The organism is Bacteroidales bacterium, from assembly GCA_029210725.1.
GTDB lineage: Bacteria > Bacteroidota > Bacteroidia > Bacteroidales.
Genome location: JARGFM010000001.1, coordinates 219,533 through 238,613, shown reverse-complemented (window position 1 = coordinate 238,613; position 19,081 = coordinate 219,533). Strand labels below are relative to the sequence as shown.

Genomic DNA, 19,081 nt, shown 5'->3' with positions numbered 1-19,081 from the left:
TATCCTCTGTCTGAAAAAGCGATTCAATCTGAAATGAGCAGGCCCATATTTTTTATAGATGATGACAAAGTGATTCTGAACCTGATGGAATTTACTTTTCAAAGCAGGCATGACTACGATGTGGTATGTTTCCATACCGGGGAGGAGTGCCTGCAAAATCTTCAGTTGAATCCGAGACTTATCGTTCTGGATCATGTTCTTGCGGGTGCCGGTGAAAAAAAGCTCAGTGGCCTGGATACACTAAAGGAGATCAGGAAGGTCAATAAGGGGGTTCCCGTTGTCATTCTGACCGGACAGGGAGATGACACCCTGCTGGCCGAGTTTATGGAAAATGGCGCGAACCGCTATCTGACCAAGGATGATTTTTTTATTGATTCGCTTATGGAAATCATTCAGCAGATGATTGGCTGATTTTTTCCGTTTTTATTGCAGAATTTTCGTCCTGTTTAATCTCCTTACTGTCATCAATTAAAGCGTTAGTTTTGTTTTTTTATATGAGATAAATTTATACTTTTGCACTCCCAAATTGAAGTCTTGTGAAAAAGCGGGGATCATATGCAGTACGCATTTCGGGTTTAGGAGAAGGTGATCACGATTTTTCATTTGAGCTTGACAGGCAGTTCTTTGGTTTATTTGAGCATCCGGAAATCGACGATGGAAATGTGCATGCAAATGTGAGGCTGGAGAAAAAGCAGGGCGTTCTCTCACTCCATTTCAAGTTGAATGGCGAAGTGAAGGTAATGTGTGACCGCTGCCTGGAGTATTTTATGACGGAGATTTCCACAACACAGACGATTTTTGTGAAAACGGGGGATCTTCCGGGCGAAGTTGAGGATGATGTTTTGATCATTGGCAGGGACGATCATGAAATAGCGGTCGACCAGTATCTGTATGAATTTATTGTTCTGGCACTTCCTTATCAAAAGTATCATCCTGAAGATTCCGATGGAAACTCCGCTTGTAATCCGGAGATGCTGAAGAAACTTGATGCTCACCGGACCAGAGAACCGGACAAAGAAGAAAACATGGATCCCAGGTGGGATGCATTAAAAAAAATTATAAAAAACACTAAATAGCTATGGCACATCCGAAAAGAAAGACTTCAAAGACCAGAAGAGACAAAAGAAGAACGCATTATAAGGCGGAGGCTCCCACGCTCTCTACCTGTTCAACCACAGGAACCGTTCATGAACGTCACCGTGCTTATTACGTCGATGGTAACCTTTATTATAAAGGTAAGCTTGTTATCGACGCTGAAGCAGACATAGCTTAGAACCTTTATTTCCAGGGCGTTAGCCCGGTAACCCATGCGCATTGGGATTGATACGATGGGGGGCGATTTTGCTCCTGGCTCTGTAATTCGCGGAGCCATACTCGCCAGGGAATCTTTACCTGCTGGCACGGAGCTTGTATTGATCGGTGATCAGGAACTTATTACCCGCTACTCGGAAGAACAACAACTCGACCTTAGCGGGTTTTCGTATTTTCATGCCGCAGATTCAGTTGGGATGGACGACCATCCCCTCAAGGTATTTAAAGAGAAACCTCAGGCCGGGCTCTTTAAGGGCCAGCGGCTGCTGGCCAGAGGGGAGATTGACGGATTTTGCAGTGCCGGAAATACCGGAGCCATGATGGTTGGTGCCATGCAGATAATTACTTCCATACCCGGAATCATTCGTCCTGCCATAGCCGCCACCATTCCCAACGTGGAGGGAACACAATCTGTCATTCTGGATGTGGGACTCAATCCTGATGCACGCCCTGATGTTTTATACCAGTATGGCACAATTGGTACCATTTATTCTCATTTGGTTCATGGAATTTCGGATCCGGCCGTAGCTTTGCTTAATGTAGGGATCGAAGAAAGTAAAGGGAACATGGTTACCCGGAGTGCATACCAGTTGATGAAGGAGTCGTCCACTTACAATTTTGTAGGAAATATTGAGGCCAATGAGATGTTCGTCTCCAGCAGGGCGGATGTAATAGTAACTGATGGCTTTATCGGGAATATCATGCTGAAGCAGGCGGAAGCCTTTTATAAAGTGCTTTCTCTGAAAAACCTGGGGGATGGTTATTTTGAATTATTTAATTTTGAAAATTTTGGAGGCACTCCGGTGTTGGGTGTAAATGCTCCCCTGCTAATCGGGCACGGAATCTCCAATGATAAAGCTATAAAAAATATGCTCCTTCACACGGCTGAGGTGGTTGGAGCAGGATTAGTCAACAGGATAAAAGAAGAACTGGACAGATGATTAAGATTGCAGCGGGAATAACCGGAATTCATGGCTGGGTACCTGAATACAGGCTTACCAATGATGAGTTAAGTACCATGGTTGAGACCACCGATGAGTGGATCATGCAACGGATAGGCATTAAGGAGAGAAGGATCCTTAAGGAGGGGGCTACCTCGGATATGGGTGCCCGTGCCGTAGAGGGATTGCTGGAGAAGACCGGAACCTCTCCGGATGAAATCGAGCTTGTGATCTGTGCTACCATTACTGCGGATTATCATTTTCCCTCAACCGCAAACCTGATTGCCGACAAAGTGGGGATCAAAGGTGCATGGAGTTTTGATATTTCGGCAGCTTGTTCGGGATTTGTATTTGGATTGCAGACAGCGGCCAGCTTTATTCAGTCGGGTCAGTATAAGAAAGTGATACTTGTAGGGGCAGATATGATGTCGGCCATCACCGATTATACCGACCGAACCACCTGTCCCCTTTTTGGTGATGGCGCAGCTGCTGTTTTGCTGGAGCCTGTGGAGGAAGAGTTGGGGGTTATGGATGCTATTCTTGAAGCTGATGGAAGCGGAATGAAAAGTCTTCATATGAAGGCCGGCGGGTCGGCCCATCCGGCTACACGGGAAACCGTGGATGCCAAGGAACACTTTGTTTATCAGGAGGGCCAGGCCGTCTTTAAGGTGGCCGTATCCAAAATGGCAGATGTTTCTGTGGAAATCATGCATAAGAACGGTCTCACACCCGAAACCCTTACCTGGCTGGTTCCTCACCAGGCCAATATGCGGATTATTGAGGCCGTTGCCCGCCGCATGGGGATTCCGAAAGAAAAGGTAATGATCAACATTGAAAAGTATGGGAATACAACTGCTGCCACCATACCACTCTGTCTGTGGGAATGGGAATCGCAGTTGAAAAAGGGAGATAACCTGATCCTGTCTGCTTTTGGCGGAGGATTCACCTGGGGGGCCATCTATTTGAAATGGGCCTATGACGGAAACGAGAATAATAACTAAATTTGCAGAAAAAGCAGCATATGGCAAAAATAGGAGAAACAGAGAGTGCCAATAAGATCAATATGATTTCCGTTGGGACGACTATTGAAGGCAGTATTAATTCCAGTGAGAATATCAGGTTCGACGGAAATCTGGTCGGGAACCTGAATACTAAGGGGAAAGTTTTTATCGGGCAGAGTGGTACAGTAAGCGGTGAGATCAGGTGCAAGAACTGTGAAGTGGAAGGTGTGGTGGATGGAAAGGTGGTAGTCACAGAGTTGCTGTCGCTTCGTTCCATGTCGAAAGTATATGGTGAAATCAAGACTGGTAAACTGGCCATTGAGCCGGGAGCAACATTTACCGGCAAATGCGATATGGGTGGAAAAAAAGAAGAGATCACCGAGCCAGCCTCAAAACTCAAAGGGGCATAAACCAAAAAAGTCAGGTCTGAGTTCCTATATCCGTTACTCCGGACTGGGATTTCAGATGGTGGCCATTATTCTTCTTTTCTATTGGGCTGGTTCCAAGCTTGATGAAAGAGCGGGTAAGGAAAAACCTGTCTTTACCGCTATTCTCACACTACTGGGTGTTTTTGCGGGTCTCTATATTGTATTAAAGGACTTCATCTTCAGGAAAGATGATTAAGCGTATTCGTTTTATCTGGCAACTCCTGGTTCTGGCGTCCATCCTGGTGCTGCCAGGTATTTTATTGCTTTCCCGTATTCAGGTGGGGCTTTCTCCTGCGGAGTACCTGATTACACTGGGTTCGGTGACCATGATAAGTCTGCTAAGCTATCTGATTTTGATGGCAGGTATTGGCAGGCAAAATAAGGATGGAGTGATCTACCTGCTGGGGGGAATAGGGGTCAAATTCCTCCTGTATTTATTGTTTATCCTGCTTTTTTGGGTGGCCACAAAAAATATTTCAAAAGCCTTTATCCTTATATTTTTTGCACTATATTTAATCTTTACTTTTTTTACGGCAGGTCATCTTCTTAAACTGCTTAAAAACAAATAATTACATTGATTGTGAGCGATAGGGTTTTAGCTGTTTTTGTCCATTTATTAATTGGTTTTATCTTCCTGGTACCTGGTGCCCCGATTCATGGACAGGATGAACATCAAAAAACAAGTGACCTGCATCATGAGCTTGTTGATTCTCACTCTGAAGAAGCCGGCCATGGAGAATCGGGTGAAGAAGAGTTTAACTCCACCGAATATATTCTTGATCACGTCAGTGATTCACATGAATGGCATATCCTGACAAAAAAGGACGGGCAGCATGTTAGCGTTCCCCTGCCTGTAATACTCTACAGCAAGCATTCAGGGTTCCACCTGTTTATGTCCGGCAAACTGGCTTATGGGCATATCCATGAGGGATTTAAGATGGGAGAGGGGACCATGGAGGTCGTTAAGAAGAACGGTGAGACTGCTGAGAAGAACCTGAACGGAAAGATCATTGAAGTGGATGAGCACGGTGAGATGCTTGAAGCTGGATTACCCCTGGATTTCTCTATCACAAAAAACGTATTTATGATGATGTTGTCGGTCATCATTTTACTCTGGGTATTTTTAGGAATGGCAAAAGCCTACAAAAAATCGGGCATCAGCGAACCCAGAGGCCTGGCGGGGTTCATTGAGCCAGTCATCGTATTTATTGAGGAAGATGTGGCCATACCAAATATCGGTGAGGATAAGTATTACAGGTATATGCCCTATTTACTGACGATCTTCTTTTTTATCCTGCTGAATAACCTGATGGGCCTGATCCCTTTCTTTCCTTTCGGGGCCAATGTAACAGGGAACATTGCCCTGACCATGGTGCTGGCTGTTTTCACCTTTATTATTACAACCCTTAGCGGCAACAAATCTTACTGGCAGCATATTTTTAATACTCCCGGTGTGCCTGTTGTGCTTGCCCCCATTATGATTCCCGTGGAAATTATTGGCATGTTCACCAAGCCCTTTGCACTTATGGTGCGACTTTTTGCGAACATTACCGCCGGACATATTATTGTACTGAGTCTCATCTCCATGATTTTTATTTTTAAATCAGTATTTATGTCAGTCCCATCCCTGGTGATGGTGATTTTTATGGATATGATTGAATTGCTTGTAGCATTTCTGCAGGCTTATATATTTACCTTATTATCAGCTTTGTTTATCGGATTGGCGATGCCCGAGCATCACCATGATTAATATTCACTTTAATATTACTTATTATGACAGGTACATTAGCAGCAATCGGAGCAGGTCTGGCCGTAATCGGAGCAGGTCTGGGGATTGGAAGGATCGGGGGATCAGCCATGGACGCCATTGCACGTCAGCCCGAAGCCGGTGGCAAAATCCAGACAGCCATGATTATTTCTGCCGCTCTGATTGAAGGTGTTGCATTGTTTGCCGTTGTGGTTTCCATGATGGGCAATTAGGATGCAAAAACGAACAGGCCTGTAACGGTTGGTTGCAGGCCTTTCTTTGATAACAAATAAACCAGATATAAAATGGATTTAGTAACACCTGGAATAGGAATGATCTTCTGGTCAACGCTGTTCTTTCTTGTTTTGCTTTTTATCCTGGGCAAATTTGCCTGGCCCGCCATTCTGACGGCTGTCAAGGCCCGTAATGAAAGTATCCGGCATGCTCTGGATGCAGCAGAAAGGGCTAAGAAGGAGATGAAAAAGCTTCAGGCTGAAAATGAAAAAATCCTCGCCGAAGCTAAAGCTGAAAGGGATTCCCTGTTGAAAGAAGCGAAAGAGTTGAAAGATCAGCTCATTGCTGAGGCCAGGGAAAAAGCTGCAGAAGAGGCCAAAAAATTGGTTCAGAATGCGAGAGAATCCATCCGGCATGAGAAAGCGGCCGCTCTGACTGAAATGAAGGAACAGATGGCGAGCCTCTCTGTGGATATTGCAGAAAAGATCCTGCGGATGAAGCTGGAGGAGAGCAAGGCACAGAATGATCTGGTCAATAAACTCATTAACGAAGCCGACCTGAATTAGTTGCCCTATGAATGAAAGCCAGATTTCCGTCCGTTATGCAAAAGCACTATTTCAAAGTGCTGCAGAGCAAAAGCTATTAGATGAAGTATACCAGGACATGGAGGTGCTGAGCTCCGTTTGTAAGCTGGAGGATTTTCAGTATATGCTGACTGTACCTTCCCTGCAGCCAAGCCAGAAGATCAAGCTGACAGGGTCCATCCTCGGACAGAATATTTCCAGGCTCTCTATTTCGATGATTAACCTGGTAATCAGGAACAAACGGGAGATTTACCTGCCGGGAATTGCCAGATACTTCAGGGACCTTTACAGAAAGGAAATGGGAGTCAGTACCGTGACCCTGCTTACGGCACAACCGGTCGACGATGCCACTATGACAAGCATTCGCCGATTAATTAAACAGGCAAACGGAGGGGAGGTGGAGCTGAGTTCTTCAGTGGATGAGGACTTAATAGGGGGTTTCGTTCTGACCATCGAGGATAAACGTTACGATGCAAGTGTGGCTACCAGCCTAAAAAAAATGAAAAAACAACTACTTCAAACCAGTATTGAAAAGTAATATAATATGTCTCAGATCAAGCCATCCGAAGTATCGGAAATTTTAAAGAAGCAAATAGAAGGATATAAAAGTGAAGTTGAACTTGAGGAAGTGGGAACCGTTCTTCAGGTTGGTGACGGAATTGCCCGTATATATGGATTAAACAGTGTCCAGGCCAATGAGCTGATCGAGTTTGACAGCGGCGTTAAGGGGATCGTTCTGAACCTGGAAGAGGACAATGTGGGTGCTGTATTGCTCGGCGCCTCGGAATTGATCAAGGAGGGAGATTCCGTGAAGCGTTCCAGGAAGATTGCATCCATTGGTGTCGGTGAGAGCTTGCTGGGTCGTGTGATCAACACCCTGGGCGAGCCCCTCGACGGCAAAGGTCCCATTACCGGTGAGATGATTGATTTGCCCCTGGAACGTAAGGCACCCGGGGTTATCTACCGCCAACCGGTTCATGAGCCGCTGCAAACGGGTCTCAAGCCCATCGATGCCATGATTCCTATCGGGCGTGGGCAACGCGAATTGATTATCGGGGACCGTCAGACCGGGAAGACGGCCATCGCCATAGATACCATCATTAACCAGAAAGAGTTTTATGAGAAAGGCGAGACTGTTTACTGCATCTATGTGGCCATAGGTCAGAAAGGCTCAACCGTAGCGAATATCCAGAAGACCCTGAAGGAGGCCGGGGCCATGGACTATACGGTTATTGTTGCTGCGACTGCTGCTTATCCGGCAGCCCTGCAGTTTTATGCTCCTTTTGCCGGATGCACCATCGGAGAGTACTTCAGGGATACCGGAAGGCCTGCTTTGATTATCTATGACGACCTTTCCAAACAGGCGGTATCTTACCGCGAAGTATCGCTACTGCTCCGGAGGCCTCCCGGACGTGAAGCATATCCCGGAGATGTGTTTTACCTTCACTCACGTTTGCTGGAACGTGCAGCCAAGATTATACAGTCAGATGAGATTGCCAGACAAATGAATGATCTTCCCGAGCAGTTAAAACCCCTTGTGAAGGGAGGAGGTTCCCTGACCGCACTTCCCATTATTGAGACTCAGGCAGGGGATGTTTCGGCTTATATACCCACCAATGTGATTTCCATTACCGACGGACAGATTTTCCTGGAGGCCAACCTTTTTAATTCCGGTGTGCGTCCGGCCATTAATGTGGGAATCTCTGTATCCAGAGTAGGGGGAAATGCCCAGATAAAATCCATGAAGAAGATTGCCGGAACTTTGAAACTCGATCAGGCCCAGTTCCGTGAATTGGAGGCCTTCTCCAAGTTTGGTTCCGACCTGGATGCTGCCACCATGGCGGTGCTTGATAAAGGGCGGAAAAATGTGGAAATACTAAAGCAGAATCAGTATGCTCCAATGCCGGTAGAAAAGCAGATTGCCATTATTTTTTGCGGCACCAGGGGCTTGCTGTCAGATATTCCGGTTGAGAGCGTTAAGGAATTTGAAATCGAGTTCCTGGAGTATATGGAAATGAAACATAAAAAAACACTGGCAGCTCTTGCCCAGGGTAAATTGTCGGATGAAATAAGCGCCATCCTTGAGAGTGCTGCGAAAGAAATTGCTGAGAAATTTAAATAAGGCTGGATGGCAAGTTTGAAGGAAATACGGGAGCGCAGAGCCTCGGTGGCCTCCACCAGGCAGATCACCAGTGCTATGAAGATGGTTTCTGCTGCCAAGCTCAGGAAAGCTCAGGATGCCATTGTTCAGTTCAGGCCCTATGCGGAAAAACTGCAGGAAATCCTGGCCAGCGTGGGCGACAGCATCAAAGATGATGAGGACAATAAGTATTCTGTACAACGTGATAAAGAACGTATCCTCCTGGTACTGATCACCTCCAACAGGGGTTTGTGCGGAGCTTTTAACTCCAGCGCCATTAAAGCCGCCATTACCAGGGCACTAAGCACTTATGACAGGCAGATGGTGGCGCAGCAAGTCGATTTTATTGCGGTTGGGAAAAAAGGAGCCGATTTTTTACGCAAAAAGGGTTACCATGTCATATTCAATGGCAGTGAACTGTTTGATAATCTTAACTTTGACCTTATAGCTGAAGTGGCCCAGATGATCATGGGGCTCTTTACCGATGGCGAATACGATCATGTGGATGTGATATATAACCGTTTCAAGAATGCCGGGACCCAGATTCTGACGGAAGAACAGTTTTTGCCCATCCAGGTGCAGGAACTCGCCGAAGAATCGCAGTATGTTTCCAAGGTCGATTATATTTTTGAGCCCAGCAAGGAATATATTTTGAAGGAACTGATTCCCCGTTCCTTAAAGCTGCAATTCTATAAAGCGATTCTGGATTCTCACGCAGCCGAGCATGGTGCCCGCATGACAGCCATGCACAAGGCCACAGACAATGCCACCGAGCTGCTGAAAGAACTGAGTCTCCAGTTTAACAAAGCACGCCAGGCAGCCATTACCAATGAAATCCTCGAGATTGTTGGCGGTGCCGAAGCCCTGAAGGGTTAATTTCTCCGGGTCAGCCTTTTTCTTTCCCCTCTCCCCGCTGTTAAGGCACACAGGGGTGTTTGGCGAGGAAGCCTGTAATTAATCGCGAAGCAATGAATTCAAGCAACGAGCCGGATACCCCTGTGTGCCTAATACTCATCCCAGCTCTTAATGGAGATATCCTCCAGTGTCATCTTACAGATGGCATAGATAAAAGCCGATGCCAGCCGCGCATTGGTGATCAGGGGAATATTATAATCCACTGCTCCGCGCCGGATGCTGTAGTCATTGGAGAGTTCATGCGAGGAGAGGTCTTTGGGTATGTTGACCACCAGGTCAATCTTTTTGGCTTTCAGATATTCCATCACATTGGGCTTCCTTTTTTCATCCGGCCAGGCCAGATCGACGGAATCGATGCCATTCAACTTCAGGAATTCATGGGTGCCATGCGTTGCGAACAGATTGAACCCTTTCTCGATCAGCATATTACATGAATTGACCAGTTCCACCTTAGAGCGCATATCCCCGGTAGAAAGCAGGATGTTTTTTTGTGGGATGGTGTATCCCACCGATAACATGGCTTTCAGGATGGCTTCATAGTAGTTGTCCCCGATACATCCCACTTCCCCTGTGGAAGACATATCCACTCCGAGGACAGGATCGGCCTTTTTCAACCTGGAAAAAGAAAATTGCGGAGCCTTGCACCCGATATAGTCCAGGTCAAAGATCGATTTATGAGGTTTTTCGATGGGGACTTTAAGCATGATCTTGGTGGCCTGGTCGATCAGGTTCGCCTTCAATACCTTGGAGACGAAGGGCATGCTCCGGGATGCCCTGAGATTGCATTCGATCACCTTGATATCATTGTCCTTGGCCAGGAATTGCATATTAAAGGGACCGGATATTTCCAGAGCTTCGGCCAGTTGTCTGGCAATCCTTTTAATCCTTCTGACGGTCTCAAAATAGATCTTCTGAGGCGGAAAGATCATAGTGGCATCACCCGAATGCACACCGGCAAATTCAACGTGCTCAGAGATGGCATAGGAGAAGAGTTCTCCTTCCCGGGCTATGGCATCTATCTCAATTTCTTTGGCCTGTTCGATAAATTCGGATACTACGACCGGATACTGTTTGGATACCCTGGCAGCCAGAGTTAGAAAGCCCTCCAGCTCTTCCCGGTTCGATACCACATTCATGGCTGCTCCTGAAAGCACATAGGAGGGTCTCACCAGCAAAGGGAAGCCCACTTCATCCACGAAGGAGAAGATCTCCTCCATGCTGCTGAGCTCCATCCAGCGAGGCTGGTCAATGCCCAGTTTATCAAGCATCATCGAAAACTTGTGCCTGTTTTCAGCTCGGTCGATGTTTATGGGGGAGGTGCCCAGAATATGGACATTTTGCTGATGCAGGCGCATGGCCAGATTATTGGGTATCTGTCCGCCCACAGAAATAATTATTCCTTTGGGCATCTCCAGGTCATAGATATCCATCACCCTTTCGAAGGAGAGTTCATCAAAATAAAGCCGGTCGCATACATCGTAGTCGGTAGATACGGTTTCGGGGTTGTAGTTGATCATGATAGATCTGTAGCCTTCATCGTTTACCGTTTTTAAAGCATTTACGCTGCACCAGTCAAACTCTACGCTGGAACCTATACGATAGGCTCCGGAACCCAGCACTACCACCGATCTTTGATCGGCCATAAATTCAATATCGTGTTCATCCCCGCTATAGGTGAGGTAGAGATAATTGGTCTTGGCCGGGTACTCAGCGGCCAGCGTATCGATCTGTTTCACACTGGGCAGGATATTCCTCTTTTTACGGTGTTCGCGGACCGCCAGTAAATTGTCGGACACATCTCCCTTCATGACCAGCCTGGCCACCTGGAAATCGCTGAATCCGGCTTTTTTGGATTGTAAGAGTAACTCATCATTCAGATGAGCCAGCGAATCCACTTTTTCCAGTTCTTCTTTCAGGTCAAAAATTTTCTTGAGTTTCACCAGGAACCATCGGTCAATTTTTGTTAATTCATGGATTCTGTCGATGGTATAACCCTCGCTAAAAGCCTTTTCGATCACCAAAATACGCATATCGGTCGGTTCCGACAGCTCATGGTCGATGTTCTCGATCTCCATCTCATGATTACCAACAAAACCATGCATACCCTGTCCGATCATCCGGATCCCTTTCTGGATGGACTCCTCAAAGGTACGTCCGATGGCCATGACTTCACCCACCGATTTCATGCTGGAATCAATCAATTTGGAAACCCCCTGGAATTTATTGAGGTCCCAGCGGGGAATTTTGCAGACTATGTAGTCCAGTGCCGGTTCAAAAAAGGCGGATGTGGTTTTGGTAATCGAGTTACGTAACTGGTGCAGGCCAAACCCCAATCCAAGTTTGGCGGCCACAAAAGCAAGCGGGTAGCCGGTAGCCTTGCTGGCCAGTGCAGAAGAGCGGGAGAGTCTGGCATTGACCTCAATAACCCGGTAATCTTCCGAATCAGGGTCCAGGGCATACTGTACATTACACTCACCCACGATACCGATATGCCGGATAATATCAATCGAAAGTTTTCGGAGCTTATGATATTCACTATTGGTCAGGGTCTGTGAAGGGGCCACCACGATGCTCTCCCCGGTATGGATACCCAATGGATCAAAATTCTCCATATTACAGACGGTGATACAGTTATCAAAGCGGTCCCTGACCACCTCATACTCCACCTCTTTCCATCCCTTCAATGACTCCTCAAGCAGTATTTGCGGAGAGTAGGAGAAGGCTTTTTGAGCCAACTTGTCCAGATCACTTTTATTATAGCAGAAACCGCTTCCCTGCCCGCCCAGGGTATAAGCTGCACGAATAATAATGGGATAGCCCAGTTCTTCGGCAGCTTTATGGGCATCTTCTTCCGATGTTACTGCAATGCTCCGTGCCGTCTTTACATGGATCTGATCCAGTTTGCCAACAAAAAGCTCCCGGTCTTCGGTATCCATGATCGCCTGAACAGGGGTCCCCAGCACCTTCACATTATATTTTTCCAGGATACCCTCCTTATAAAGAGCTACCCCGCAATTCAGAGCGGTCTGGCCCCCAAAGGCCAGCAGAATGCCATCGGGTCTCTCTTTCTGGATCACCTGCTCAACAAAGTAGGGAGTAATGGGCAGGAAATAAATCTTATCTGCCACACCTTCAGAAGTTTGTACTGTGGCAATATTGGGGTTAATCAGAACGGTATAAACTTTTTCTTCCCGCAGAGCCTTCAGAGCCTGGGATCCCGAGTAATCGAATTCACCCGCTTCTCCGATTTTTAATGCTCCTGATCCCAGGACGATCACTTTGTTGATTGATTCTTTCATGAAAATAGCTAATTGACTGTTTTTTGCGGCTTGTAAAAATATAAAAAAAAGCCGAGAGAATGGTATCGGTTCGGAATAAATGTATAAATTTGCATTTCATATGTATAAAAATACAATATACGGATATGAAAAACAGGAATGAGCGATTAATGGAGATTCGCAGGCTTATAGGAAGCAGGAATATTTCCAGTCAGGATGAGCTGGCCAGACTGCTTGAGAAGCAGGGTTATGCCCTGACCCAGGCGACCCTCTCCCGGGACCTGAAGTATCTGAGAGTGGCCAAAATGCCTGACGACCAGACGGGCTATGTGTATATACTTCCTGATAAGGAGCAGGTGATAGAAGAGGCCGGCAAGGAGGCCCGGGGACTGGGCGGACTGGTTTCTCTTAATTTCGCACAGGGATTGGCAATTCTAAGAACCATTCCGGGACATGCCGGTAGTATTGCCTATACCATTGATAACCTGGATGCCTATGAAATTGCAGGAACCATAGCGGGTGATGATACCATTCTGTTGGTTCCGCGGGATGGAGTAAGCCGCTCCGATCTGGTGAATTTGTTAAAACTAAGGATGCCGGGCCTCATGCAGGGCTCTTCAACGCAATAAATGGAGTAAAGATTTAAACACATGGTAAAGAATATTGAGATAAGCATTGCCTCGAAATTGCACCTGGATTATGTTCCCGAGATTGAGGAAGCTATATTCCAGGCATCTCTTCAGAAGGGAACGGGTATTGCTGTCAGGGGCGCTGAATACCTGAATGAAAAGATAGAAGAAGGAAAGGCTGTTATTGCCCTGGGCGATGGGGGTTTATGGGCAGGTTTCTGTTATATTGAATCCTGGGGACATAACAAGTTTGTAGCCAACAGCGGACTTATTGTCTCTTCTGCTTTCAGGGGGGGCGGATTGGCCAGTGAGATCAAGAAGCGGGCCCTGGAACTTTCGGCCAGATTATTCCCGGGAGCACAACTTTTTGGGCTGACCACCAGCCTGGCAGTGATGAAAATCAACAGTGGACTGGGATACCAGCCAGTCACTTTCTCTGAGCTTACCGATGATGATCAGTTCTGGAAGGGCTGTGAAACCTGTCCATATTACGACATTCTGGTGCGTACCAAAAGGGACGATTGTCTGTGTACGGCCATGGTCATGGATCCTAAGAAGAATAAAGTTAATGGCAAGGCAAGGACCTCTGGAATTAAAGTGATTATTAACCATACCTGACACCTTCAATCATGGAGAAGAAAAAAGTACTTCTGGCCTTCAGTGGCGGGCTCGATACCACCTTTTGTGCCGTCCATCTGGCCAGAGTAGAGCATATGGAAGTTCATTCGGCCATTGTGAATACCGGTGGATTTTCGGATAAGGATCTGGAACAGATTGCGGCGCATGCGAAAAAACTGAAGACGGCCTCCCACCAGGTTCTGGATGTAACAGCCGATTATTACTACCGTTGTATCCGGTATATGATTTTTGGAAATACACTTAGAAACAGGAGCTATCCCCTGTCGGTAAGTTCCGAGCGCACCTTTCAGGCTATTGCCCTGGTGGAGCACGCCAGGAAAAACGGGTTTAATTATATTGCCCACGGATCCACGGCTGCAGGAAACGACCAGGTACGATTCGACCTGGTGATCCAGGTGCTGGCGCCCGAGATGAAGATCATAACCCCCATCAGAGATCTGAAAATTTCCCGGGAGGACGAGATCGATTACTTGAGAAAGACCGGCATTGATATGAACTGGAGCAAAGTGGAATACTCTGTCAATAAAGGGATCTGGGGAACCAGCGTGGGAGGAAAGGAGACTTTGAACTCCTCGGAGGAACTTCCTGCAGAAGCATTTCCAACTCCTGTGGCAAAGTCAGGTTCAGAAATACTGAGCATCGGATTTGAGCAGGGCGAGCCTGTCAGTCTGAACGGCCATTCCATGGAGCCGCTGGGGGTCATCCGAGAGCTTGAAATATTAGCTTCCCCCTGGGGGATAGGCAGAGATGTGCATGTGGGTGATACCATCATAGGGATCAAGGGACGTGTGGGATTCGAAGCTGCTGCCGCGCGGATGATTATTGATGCGCACCTGGCACTTGAAAAGCATGTGCTTACTCGCTGGCAATTGCACTGGAAAGAACAGATCGGACAATGGTACGGGATGTTTGTTCATGAGGCCCAATACCTGGAACCGGTGATGCGCGACCTGGAGGCTTTTCTGGAATCCTCTCAAAAAAATGTGACCGGAAACGCTACACTCAGACTCAGGCCTTACACTTTTTCTGTGACTGGTATAGAGAGCCCTTTCGACCTGATGAGTGCTTCTTTTGCCACTTACGGGGAAATGAACAGAGCCTGGACAGCCGAAGAAGTCAACGGGTTTACCAGGATTCTGGGGAATCAGCAAAGAATCTGGTATGAGGTAAATGGAGCCGTTGATCTGATGAAATAGTTGATAAATATGTAAAATGGGTCAGAATATGCAAAGAATTGGAATCATTGGAGCTGGAAATATTGGAATGGCTATTGCGAAGGGTATGATCAGGCACAAGCTTACAGCCCCTTCGGATCTGTTCCTTTCAAGGAGGAGGAATGACTTACTGGGGGAACACAAGCAGAATGGTTTTGAAATCACTGATAACCGCAAGCTGGTGTCCCGCTGTGATGTTGTCATCCTGGCCGTTTTGCCCGCTCAGGCCAGAGAGGTAATCCTGGAGCTAAAGGAACTGTTAGCGGGAGAAGATAAGCTTCTCATAAGTGTAGTTTCTGCTGTAAGTATCAGGGAGCTAAAAGATTGGAGCGGAAAACAGGCAGGAGTAGTCAGGATCATGCCCAATACCGCGGTGGAATATGGAGCCAGCATGACCTGTATTGCCGGCGAAGAGGAGCAGGCCGTGAACCAGGTCAAATCCTTATTTGATCCTTTGGGACAGACTATGATAATCAAGGAGCAACTGATGCCTGCTGCCACCATTCTGGCAGCCTGTGGGATCGCCTTCTTCCTGCGTTTTATCCGGGCGGTGTCTCAGGGTGGAATCCAGATTGGCTTTCACGCCGGGGAGGCCGGCAGGATTGCCGCACAGACAGCCCTGGGTGCCGCCGAACTTCTGATGCGGACCGAAAACCATCCCGAGACCGAAATAGACCGGGTGACTACCCCCATGGGCTGCACCATCTCGGGTTTAAATGAAATGGAACACTTTGGATTAAGTTCGGCCATGATCAAGGGCATTGTTAAATCTTATTCGGAAATCAGCGATCTGAAATGAGTGGAAGTTTCCCATATGAAGAGCTTTTAATGAAGATGATCTCTATTCAGGCAGTGAGCCGTGAAGAGAAACTCCGCTCCGATTTTCTTGAGACATATATGAAAGGAATGGGGTGGCAGGTGAAACGTATATATAATAATCTGCTGATCGGAGAAACAGAGGCGCCTGGAACCACCGTCCTTCTGAATTCTCATATGGATACGGTTCCCCCGGTGGAAGCCTGGGAAACTGATCCTTTTTTTCCCCGGGTAGAGGGGGGTAAAATCGTTGGACTGGGGAGTAACGATGCAGGGGCATCGGTGGTGACCATGATGGCGGCTTATAATCAGATGAAGGAGTTGTTGGAGGGACATCTTAACCTGGTCTTACTGATTAGTGCAGAGGAAGAAGTTTCAGGATCCAGGGGGATTTCTGCAGTCTTACCCTTGCTTGGTGAAGTGGATGCTGTGATCGTAGGTGAACCTACCGGCCTGTCTCCTGCTGTGGCCGAACGGGGGTTGATGGTTCTGGATGGGGAGGTGTTTGGAAAGGCAGGCCATGCTGCACTCAATGAAGGAAAGAATGCCATCGATGAAGCTATAGAGGATATCAGAGCTATCGGGCAGATGGAATTTCCAGAACAGTCGAAATGGCTTCCCGGACCAGGAGCACAGGTGACCATGATTTCAGCAGGCAGCAGTCACAATGTGGTCCCTGATCTCTGTCGCTTTGTGGTTGATGTGAGAAGCAACGATCGTTATGGAAACGAAAGCTTACTAAAGATGATCCGGTCGGTCTGCAAAGCCAGGCTGACCCCACGGTCCACCAGGCTGAAGCCGACAGGACTGGACGAGGATCATTTTTTAATGAAGGCCATCCATGATAGCGGATTGGAGCCTTTTGGCTCATCCACCCTGTCTGATATGGCGCTGATCCCCTTTCCGGCTATAAAAATGGGTCCGGGCGAATCGTCACGTTCTCATACGGCGGGAGAGTATATTTTAAGGAGTGAACTGGAGCAGGGTGTGGCCGCTTATTGCCGCTTCCTGGAACATATTCTGGTATAAGAAAAAAGAAAAAATGAGACTTTGGGACAAAGAAATATCCACCGAAGAGCGTATCCTGGCTTTTACCACAGGCAAAGATCCGGTTTATGATCTGGAACTGGCTCCCCATGATATCCTGGGCTCCATGGCCCATTCCATCATGTTGGCCGAAACAGGAATGTTAGAAAAAGAGGAGGCAGAGAGGATTCTGGCTGCGTTGGACCGGCTCTATGGCGAAGCCAGGGAAGGTGTTTTAAAGCTGGATCCCGGGGTGGAGGATATTCATTCCCAGGTGGAGATGGTTTTGACCAGGGAATTGGGCGATATAGGAAAGAAAATCCATACGGGACGCTCCAGAAACGATCAGGTCATGGTCGATGTGAAACTTTTCCTGCGTGATCAGATCAGGGAGATCGTTGGGATGACCCTGAATCTGGCCCGGACCTTGCTTAGCCAGGCTGGAACCTATAAAAATGTCCTTATGCCGGGCTATACCCATATGCAGGTGGCCATGCCCTCCTCCTTTGGACTCTGGTTTGGTGCGTACGCAGAGGCCCTGGCCGATGATATGACCTACCTGCAGGGAATTTATACCGTGATCAATCAGAATCCCCTGGGTTCGGCGGCCGGCTTTGGCTCATCATTTCCCGTCGACCGGAAACTAACCACCAGTCTGCTGGAGTTTGACGAGTTGCATATCAGCTCGGTCAATGCCCAGATGAATCGTGGAAAGACCGAGTGGTATGTGGGAACCGGGATAGGGGCCCTGGCCTCTACCGTGGGACGGCTGGCCATGGATGCGGTACTCTTTATGGGACAGAATTTCCGGTTCATATCTCTGCCTCCGGAACTGACCACAGGCTCTTCCATCATGCCACATAAAAAGAATCCCGATGTGCTTGAATTGCTCAGGGCCAGGTGCAATCGTCTGAGCGTGGTGGCGACGGAGATTTCTGCAGTTACCGGCAACCTTATTTCCGGATACCACCGCGATTTTCAGTTGTTAAAAGAAATCCTTCATCCGTCCCTTGAAGAGCTAAGGAACTGTCTGGATATGATGCGCTATGTGGTGGAGTGTATGGAGGTAAACCCGGATATTCTGGATGAGGATACCTATCAATATATCTATTCGGTGGAGGAAGTAAATAAAAAAGTCCAGGCGGGCATTCCTTTCAGGGATGCATACCGGCAGGTGGCCTCTGAAATCGACAGGGGCCGCTACAGGCCCGGCCGGGACCATGCTTATACACACCTTGGAAGCATTGGGAATCCCGGATTGGCAGAGATCAAAGTAAAACTCGAAAAAGCATATGGAGGGTTTCACTTTGTAAACAGCGAGCAGCTTGTACAACGATTGAGCAATTATTACAGAAAGACATGACACACAGAAAATATTTAAAGGATAAAAAGAAAATTGTAGTCAAGGTGGGTACCAGCCTGCTGGCCTACGAGAATGGAAAAATTAACCTGCAGCGGATGGAAAAACTGGCCAGGGTCCTGGCAGATCTGAGCAACAGCGGCAGAGAGGTGGTACTGGTCTCCTCAGGAGCAGTTGGAGTCGGTGTGGGTATGATCGGCCTGGACAAAAAACCTGAGAATCTGGTACAAAAGCAGGCCCTGGCCGCTATCGGACAGGTGGGCCTGATCCGCTTGTACCAGAAATTTTTCGATGAATACAATCTGACGGTGGCCCAGGTGCTCCTGACCCGGGATGGCATAGAGAACAGCCTGCGCAGGAAAAATGCCAGGAACACCCTGAACAAGCTGATCGAAATGGGAATTATCCCGGTGGTCAATGAGAATGATACGGTCAGTACCGATGAGATTGAATTCGGCGACAACGATACCCTTTCTGCGGCGGTGGCCACCCTGATCCAGGCCGATCTTTTACTGATTCTTACCGATACCGACGGGGTATTTACCGCCGATCCGCATATTCACCGTTCGGCTCAGAAGGTGCCCAAGGTGATGAAGGCCAGTGAAGACCTGAAGGATATCGTCCTGGAGGGTTCCTCGAAAATGGGATCCGGGGGCATGGCCTCCAAGATAGCTGCAGCAGAACTCTGCCGTGAGCACAACGTGGATGTGGTTATCGCCGATGGTGCCGATCCTTCCACCATCATGGCTGTGCTGGAAGGAAAGGACCTGGGAACCTTCTTTGTTTCCGATGCCACTCAGATGGCCGGGTGAATCAAA

The 19,081-nt window shown here is 47.7% G+C and carries 22 protein-coding genes; 21 read left to right on the top strand and 1 reads right to left on the bottom strand.

The genetic code is table 11. The features are described 5' to 3' along the window. Positions 1–33: 33 nt before the first annotated feature. From P1P86_01025 to atpG, 14 genes are all read left to right on the top strand, one after another. Entirely contained in the window at positions 34–411 is a 378-nt protein-coding gene (locus tag P1P86_01025) for a response regulator (GenBank protein ID MDF1573760.1), read from the top strand. A gap of 125 nt (positions 412–536) precedes the next feature. Continuing rightward, positions 537–1,076, top strand: coding sequence for a DUF177 domain-containing protein (locus P1P86_01020; GenBank protein ID MDF1573759.1), 540 nt, complete (start codon positions 537–539; stop codon positions 1,074–1,076). A 2-nt stretch (positions 1,077–1,078) separates the two neighbouring features. Then, complete coding sequence (gene rpmF, locus P1P86_01015) at positions 1,079–1,273, top strand: 50S ribosomal protein L32 (GenBank protein MDF1573758.1); 195 nt, start codon at positions 1,079–1,081, stop codon at positions 1,271–1,273. A gap of 34 nt (positions 1,274–1,307) precedes the next feature. Next, positions 1,308–2,252 carry a phosphate--acyl-ACP acyltransferase gene (locus P1P86_01010; GenBank protein MDF1573757.1) on the top strand — a complete coding sequence of 315 codons (945 nt, stop codon included), beginning with the start codon at positions 1,308–1,310 and terminating at the stop codon, positions 2,250–2,252. After that, the gene (locus P1P86_01005; protein ID MDF1573756.1) at positions 2,249–3,253 is read left to right on the top strand and encodes a ketoacyl-ACP synthase III; all 1,005 of its coding nucleotides are present in this window, start codon (positions 2,249–2,251) and stop codon (positions 3,251–3,253) included. Before P1P86_01010 ends, P1P86_01005 begins: the two co-directional genes overlap by 4 nt. A gap of 20 nt (positions 3,254–3,273) precedes the next feature. Further along, positions 3,274–3,663: a polymer-forming cytoskeletal protein gene (locus P1P86_01000; protein ID MDF1573755.1), complete on the top strand. Its 390-nt coding sequence runs from the start codon at positions 3,274–3,276 to the stop codon at positions 3,661–3,663. Continuing rightward, positions 3,611–3,877: an AtpZ/AtpI family protein gene (locus P1P86_00995; protein MDF1573754.1), complete on the top strand. Its 267-nt coding sequence runs from the start codon at positions 3,611–3,613 to the stop codon at positions 3,875–3,877. The genes P1P86_01000 and P1P86_00995 overlap by 53 nt, the downstream gene beginning before the upstream one ends. Then, positions 3,870–4,250, top strand: coding sequence for a hypothetical protein (locus tag P1P86_00990; protein ID MDF1573753.1), 381 nt, complete (start codon positions 3,870–3,872; stop codon positions 4,248–4,250). The genes P1P86_00995 and P1P86_00990 overlap by 8 nt, the downstream gene beginning before the upstream one ends. Positions 4,251–4,261: 11 nt before the next feature. Further along, positions 4,262–5,431 (top strand): F0F1 ATP synthase subunit A, encoded by a 1,170-nt coding sequence (gene atpB, locus P1P86_00985; protein ID MDF1573752.1) that lies wholly within the window; start codon positions 4,262–4,264, stop codon positions 5,429–5,431. Positions 5,432–5,454: 23 nt separating this feature from the next. Beyond that, the gene (gene atpE / locus P1P86_00980) at positions 5,455–5,661 is read left to right on the top strand and encodes an ATP synthase F0 subunit C (GenBank protein ID MDF1573751.1); all 207 of its coding nucleotides are present in this window, start codon (positions 5,455–5,457) and stop codon (positions 5,659–5,661) included. A gap of 72 nt (positions 5,662–5,733) precedes the next feature. Further along, the gene (gene atpF, locus P1P86_00975; protein ID MDF1573750.1) at positions 5,734–6,228 is read left to right on the top strand and encodes a F0F1 ATP synthase subunit B; all 495 of its coding nucleotides are present in this window, start codon (positions 5,734–5,736) and stop codon (positions 6,226–6,228) included. Between the two features lie 7 nt (positions 6,229–6,235). After that, the gene (gene atpH / locus P1P86_00970) at positions 6,236–6,784 is read left to right on the top strand and encodes an ATP synthase F1 subunit delta (protein MDF1573749.1); all 549 of its coding nucleotides are present in this window, start codon (positions 6,236–6,238) and stop codon (positions 6,782–6,784) included. 6 nt (positions 6,785–6,790) lie between these two features. Beyond that, positions 6,791–8,368 (top strand): F0F1 ATP synthase subunit alpha, encoded by a 1,578-nt coding sequence (atpA, locus tag P1P86_00965; GenBank protein ID MDF1573748.1) that lies wholly within the window; start codon positions 6,791–6,793, stop codon positions 8,366–8,368. A gap of 6 nt (positions 8,369–8,374) precedes the next feature. Further along, positions 8,375–9,262 carry an ATP synthase F1 subunit gamma gene (gene atpG / locus P1P86_00960; GenBank protein ID MDF1573747.1) on the top strand — a complete coding sequence of 296 codons (888 nt, stop codon included), beginning with the start codon at positions 8,375–8,377 and terminating at the stop codon, positions 9,260–9,262. A gap of 128 nt (positions 9,263–9,390) precedes the next feature. Here atpG and carB read toward each other — a convergent pair whose 3' ends face one another. Beyond that, a complete protein-coding gene (gene carB / locus P1P86_00955; GenBank protein MDF1573746.1) occupies positions 9,391–12,600 on the bottom strand; it encodes a carbamoyl-phosphate synthase (glutamine-hydrolyzing) large subunit in 3,210 nt (1,069 codons plus the stop codon). Positions 12,601–12,725: 125 nt separating this feature from the next. Between carB and P1P86_00950 the strand changes: the two genes are divergently transcribed. The 7 genes from P1P86_00950 to proB are packed head-to-tail and all read left to right on the top strand — an operon-like array spanning position 12,726 to position 19,075. Further along, on the top strand, positions 12,726–13,208 hold the full coding sequence (locus P1P86_00950; GenBank protein ID MDF1573745.1) for an arginine repressor: 483 nt from the start codon (positions 12,726–12,728) through the stop codon (positions 13,206–13,208). A 21-nt stretch (positions 13,209–13,229) separates the two neighbouring features. Beyond that, entirely contained in the window at positions 13,230–13,826 is a 597-nt protein-coding gene (locus tag P1P86_00945; protein MDF1573744.1) for a GNAT family N-acetyltransferase, read from the top strand. Positions 13,827–13,837: 11 nt separating this feature from the next. Continuing rightward, positions 13,838–15,043 (top strand): argininosuccinate synthase, encoded by a 1,206-nt coding sequence (locus P1P86_00940; GenBank protein ID MDF1573743.1) that lies wholly within the window; start codon positions 13,838–13,840, stop codon positions 15,041–15,043. A 28-nt stretch (positions 15,044–15,071) separates the two neighbouring features. Then, positions 15,072–15,860 carry a pyrroline-5-carboxylate reductase gene (proC, locus tag P1P86_00935; protein ID MDF1573742.1) on the top strand — a complete coding sequence of 263 codons (789 nt, stop codon included), beginning with the start codon at positions 15,072–15,074 and terminating at the stop codon, positions 15,858–15,860. Next, positions 15,857–16,906, top strand: coding sequence for a M20/M25/M40 family metallo-hydrolase (locus P1P86_00930; GenBank protein MDF1573741.1), 1,050 nt, complete (start codon positions 15,857–15,859; stop codon positions 16,904–16,906). The genes proC and P1P86_00930 overlap by 4 nt, the downstream gene beginning before the upstream one ends. A gap of 13 nt (positions 16,907–16,919) precedes the next feature. Continuing rightward, positions 16,920–18,266 (top strand): argininosuccinate lyase, encoded by a 1,347-nt coding sequence (gene argH / locus P1P86_00925; GenBank protein MDF1573740.1) that lies wholly within the window; start codon positions 16,920–16,922, stop codon positions 18,264–18,266. Further along, entirely contained in the window at positions 18,263–19,075 is an 813-nt protein-coding gene (gene proB / locus P1P86_00920; GenBank protein ID MDF1573739.1) for a glutamate 5-kinase, read from the top strand. Before argH ends, proB begins: the two co-directional genes overlap by 4 nt. The last annotated feature ends 6 nt before the right edge of the window (positions 19,076–19,081 follow it).

Bases quoted from the DNA above. Each gene is read 5' to 3' on its own strand.
- P1P86_00930 (MDF1573741.1), top strand. From the start codon at position 15,857: ATGAGTGGAAGTTTCCCATATGAAGAGCTTTTAATGAAGATGATCTCT.
- P1P86_01010 (MDF1573757.1), top strand. From the start codon at position 1,308: ATGCGCATTGGGATTGATACGATGGGGGGCGATTTTGCTCCTGGCTCT.
- P1P86_01005 (MDF1573756.1), top strand. From the start codon at position 2,249: ATGATTAAGATTGCAGCGGGAATAACCGGAATTCATGGCTGGGTACCT.
- P1P86_00945 (MDF1573744.1), top strand. From the start codon at position 13,230: ATGGTAAAGAATATTGAGATAAGCATTGCCTCGAAATTGCACCTGGAT.
- atpE (MDF1573751.1), top strand. From the start codon at position 5,455: ATGACAGGTACATTAGCAGCAATCGGAGCAGGTCTGGCCGTAATCGGA.
- P1P86_00950 (MDF1573745.1), top strand. From the start codon at position 12,726: ATGAAAAACAGGAATGAGCGATTAATGGAGATTCGCAGGCTTATAGGA.
- atpA (MDF1573748.1), top strand. From the start codon at position 6,791: ATGTCTCAGATCAAGCCATCCGAAGTATCGGAAATTTTAAAGAAGCAA.
- atpF (MDF1573750.1), top strand. From the start codon at position 5,734: ATGGATTTAGTAACACCTGGAATAGGAATGATCTTCTGGTCAACGCTG.
- P1P86_00990 (MDF1573753.1), top strand. From the start codon at position 3,870: ATGATTAAGCGTATTCGTTTTATCTGGCAACTCCTGGTTCTGGCGTCC.
- P1P86_01000 (MDF1573755.1), top strand. From the start codon at position 3,274: ATGGCAAAAATAGGAGAAACAGAGAGTGCCAATAAGATCAATATGATT.
- P1P86_01025 (MDF1573760.1), top strand. From the start codon at position 34: ATGAGCAGGCCCATATTTTTTATAGATGATGACAAAGTGATTCTGAAC.
- atpH (MDF1573749.1), top strand. From the start codon at position 6,236: ATGAATGAAAGCCAGATTTCCGTCCGTTATGCAAAAGCACTATTTCAA.
- rpmF (MDF1573758.1), top strand. From the start codon at position 1,079: ATGGCACATCCGAAAAGAAAGACTTCAAAGACCAGAAGAGACAAAAGA.
- argH (MDF1573740.1), top strand. From the start codon at position 16,920: ATGAGACTTTGGGACAAAGAAATATCCACCGAAGAGCGTATCCTGGCT.
- proC (MDF1573742.1), top strand. From the start codon at position 15,072: ATGCAAAGAATTGGAATCATTGGAGCTGGAAATATTGGAATGGCTATT.
- P1P86_00940 (MDF1573743.1), top strand. From the start codon at position 13,838: ATGGAGAAGAAAAAAGTACTTCTGGCCTTCAGTGGCGGGCTCGATACC.
- proB (MDF1573739.1), top strand. From the start codon at position 18,263: ATGACACACAGAAAATATTTAAAGGATAAAAAGAAAATTGTAGTCAAG.
- carB (MDF1573746.1), bottom strand. From the start codon at position 12,600: ATGAAAGAATCAATCAACAAAGTGATCGTCCTGGGATCAGGAGCATTA.
- atpG (MDF1573747.1), top strand. From the start codon at position 8,375: ATGGCAAGTTTGAAGGAAATACGGGAGCGCAGAGCCTCGGTGGCCTCC.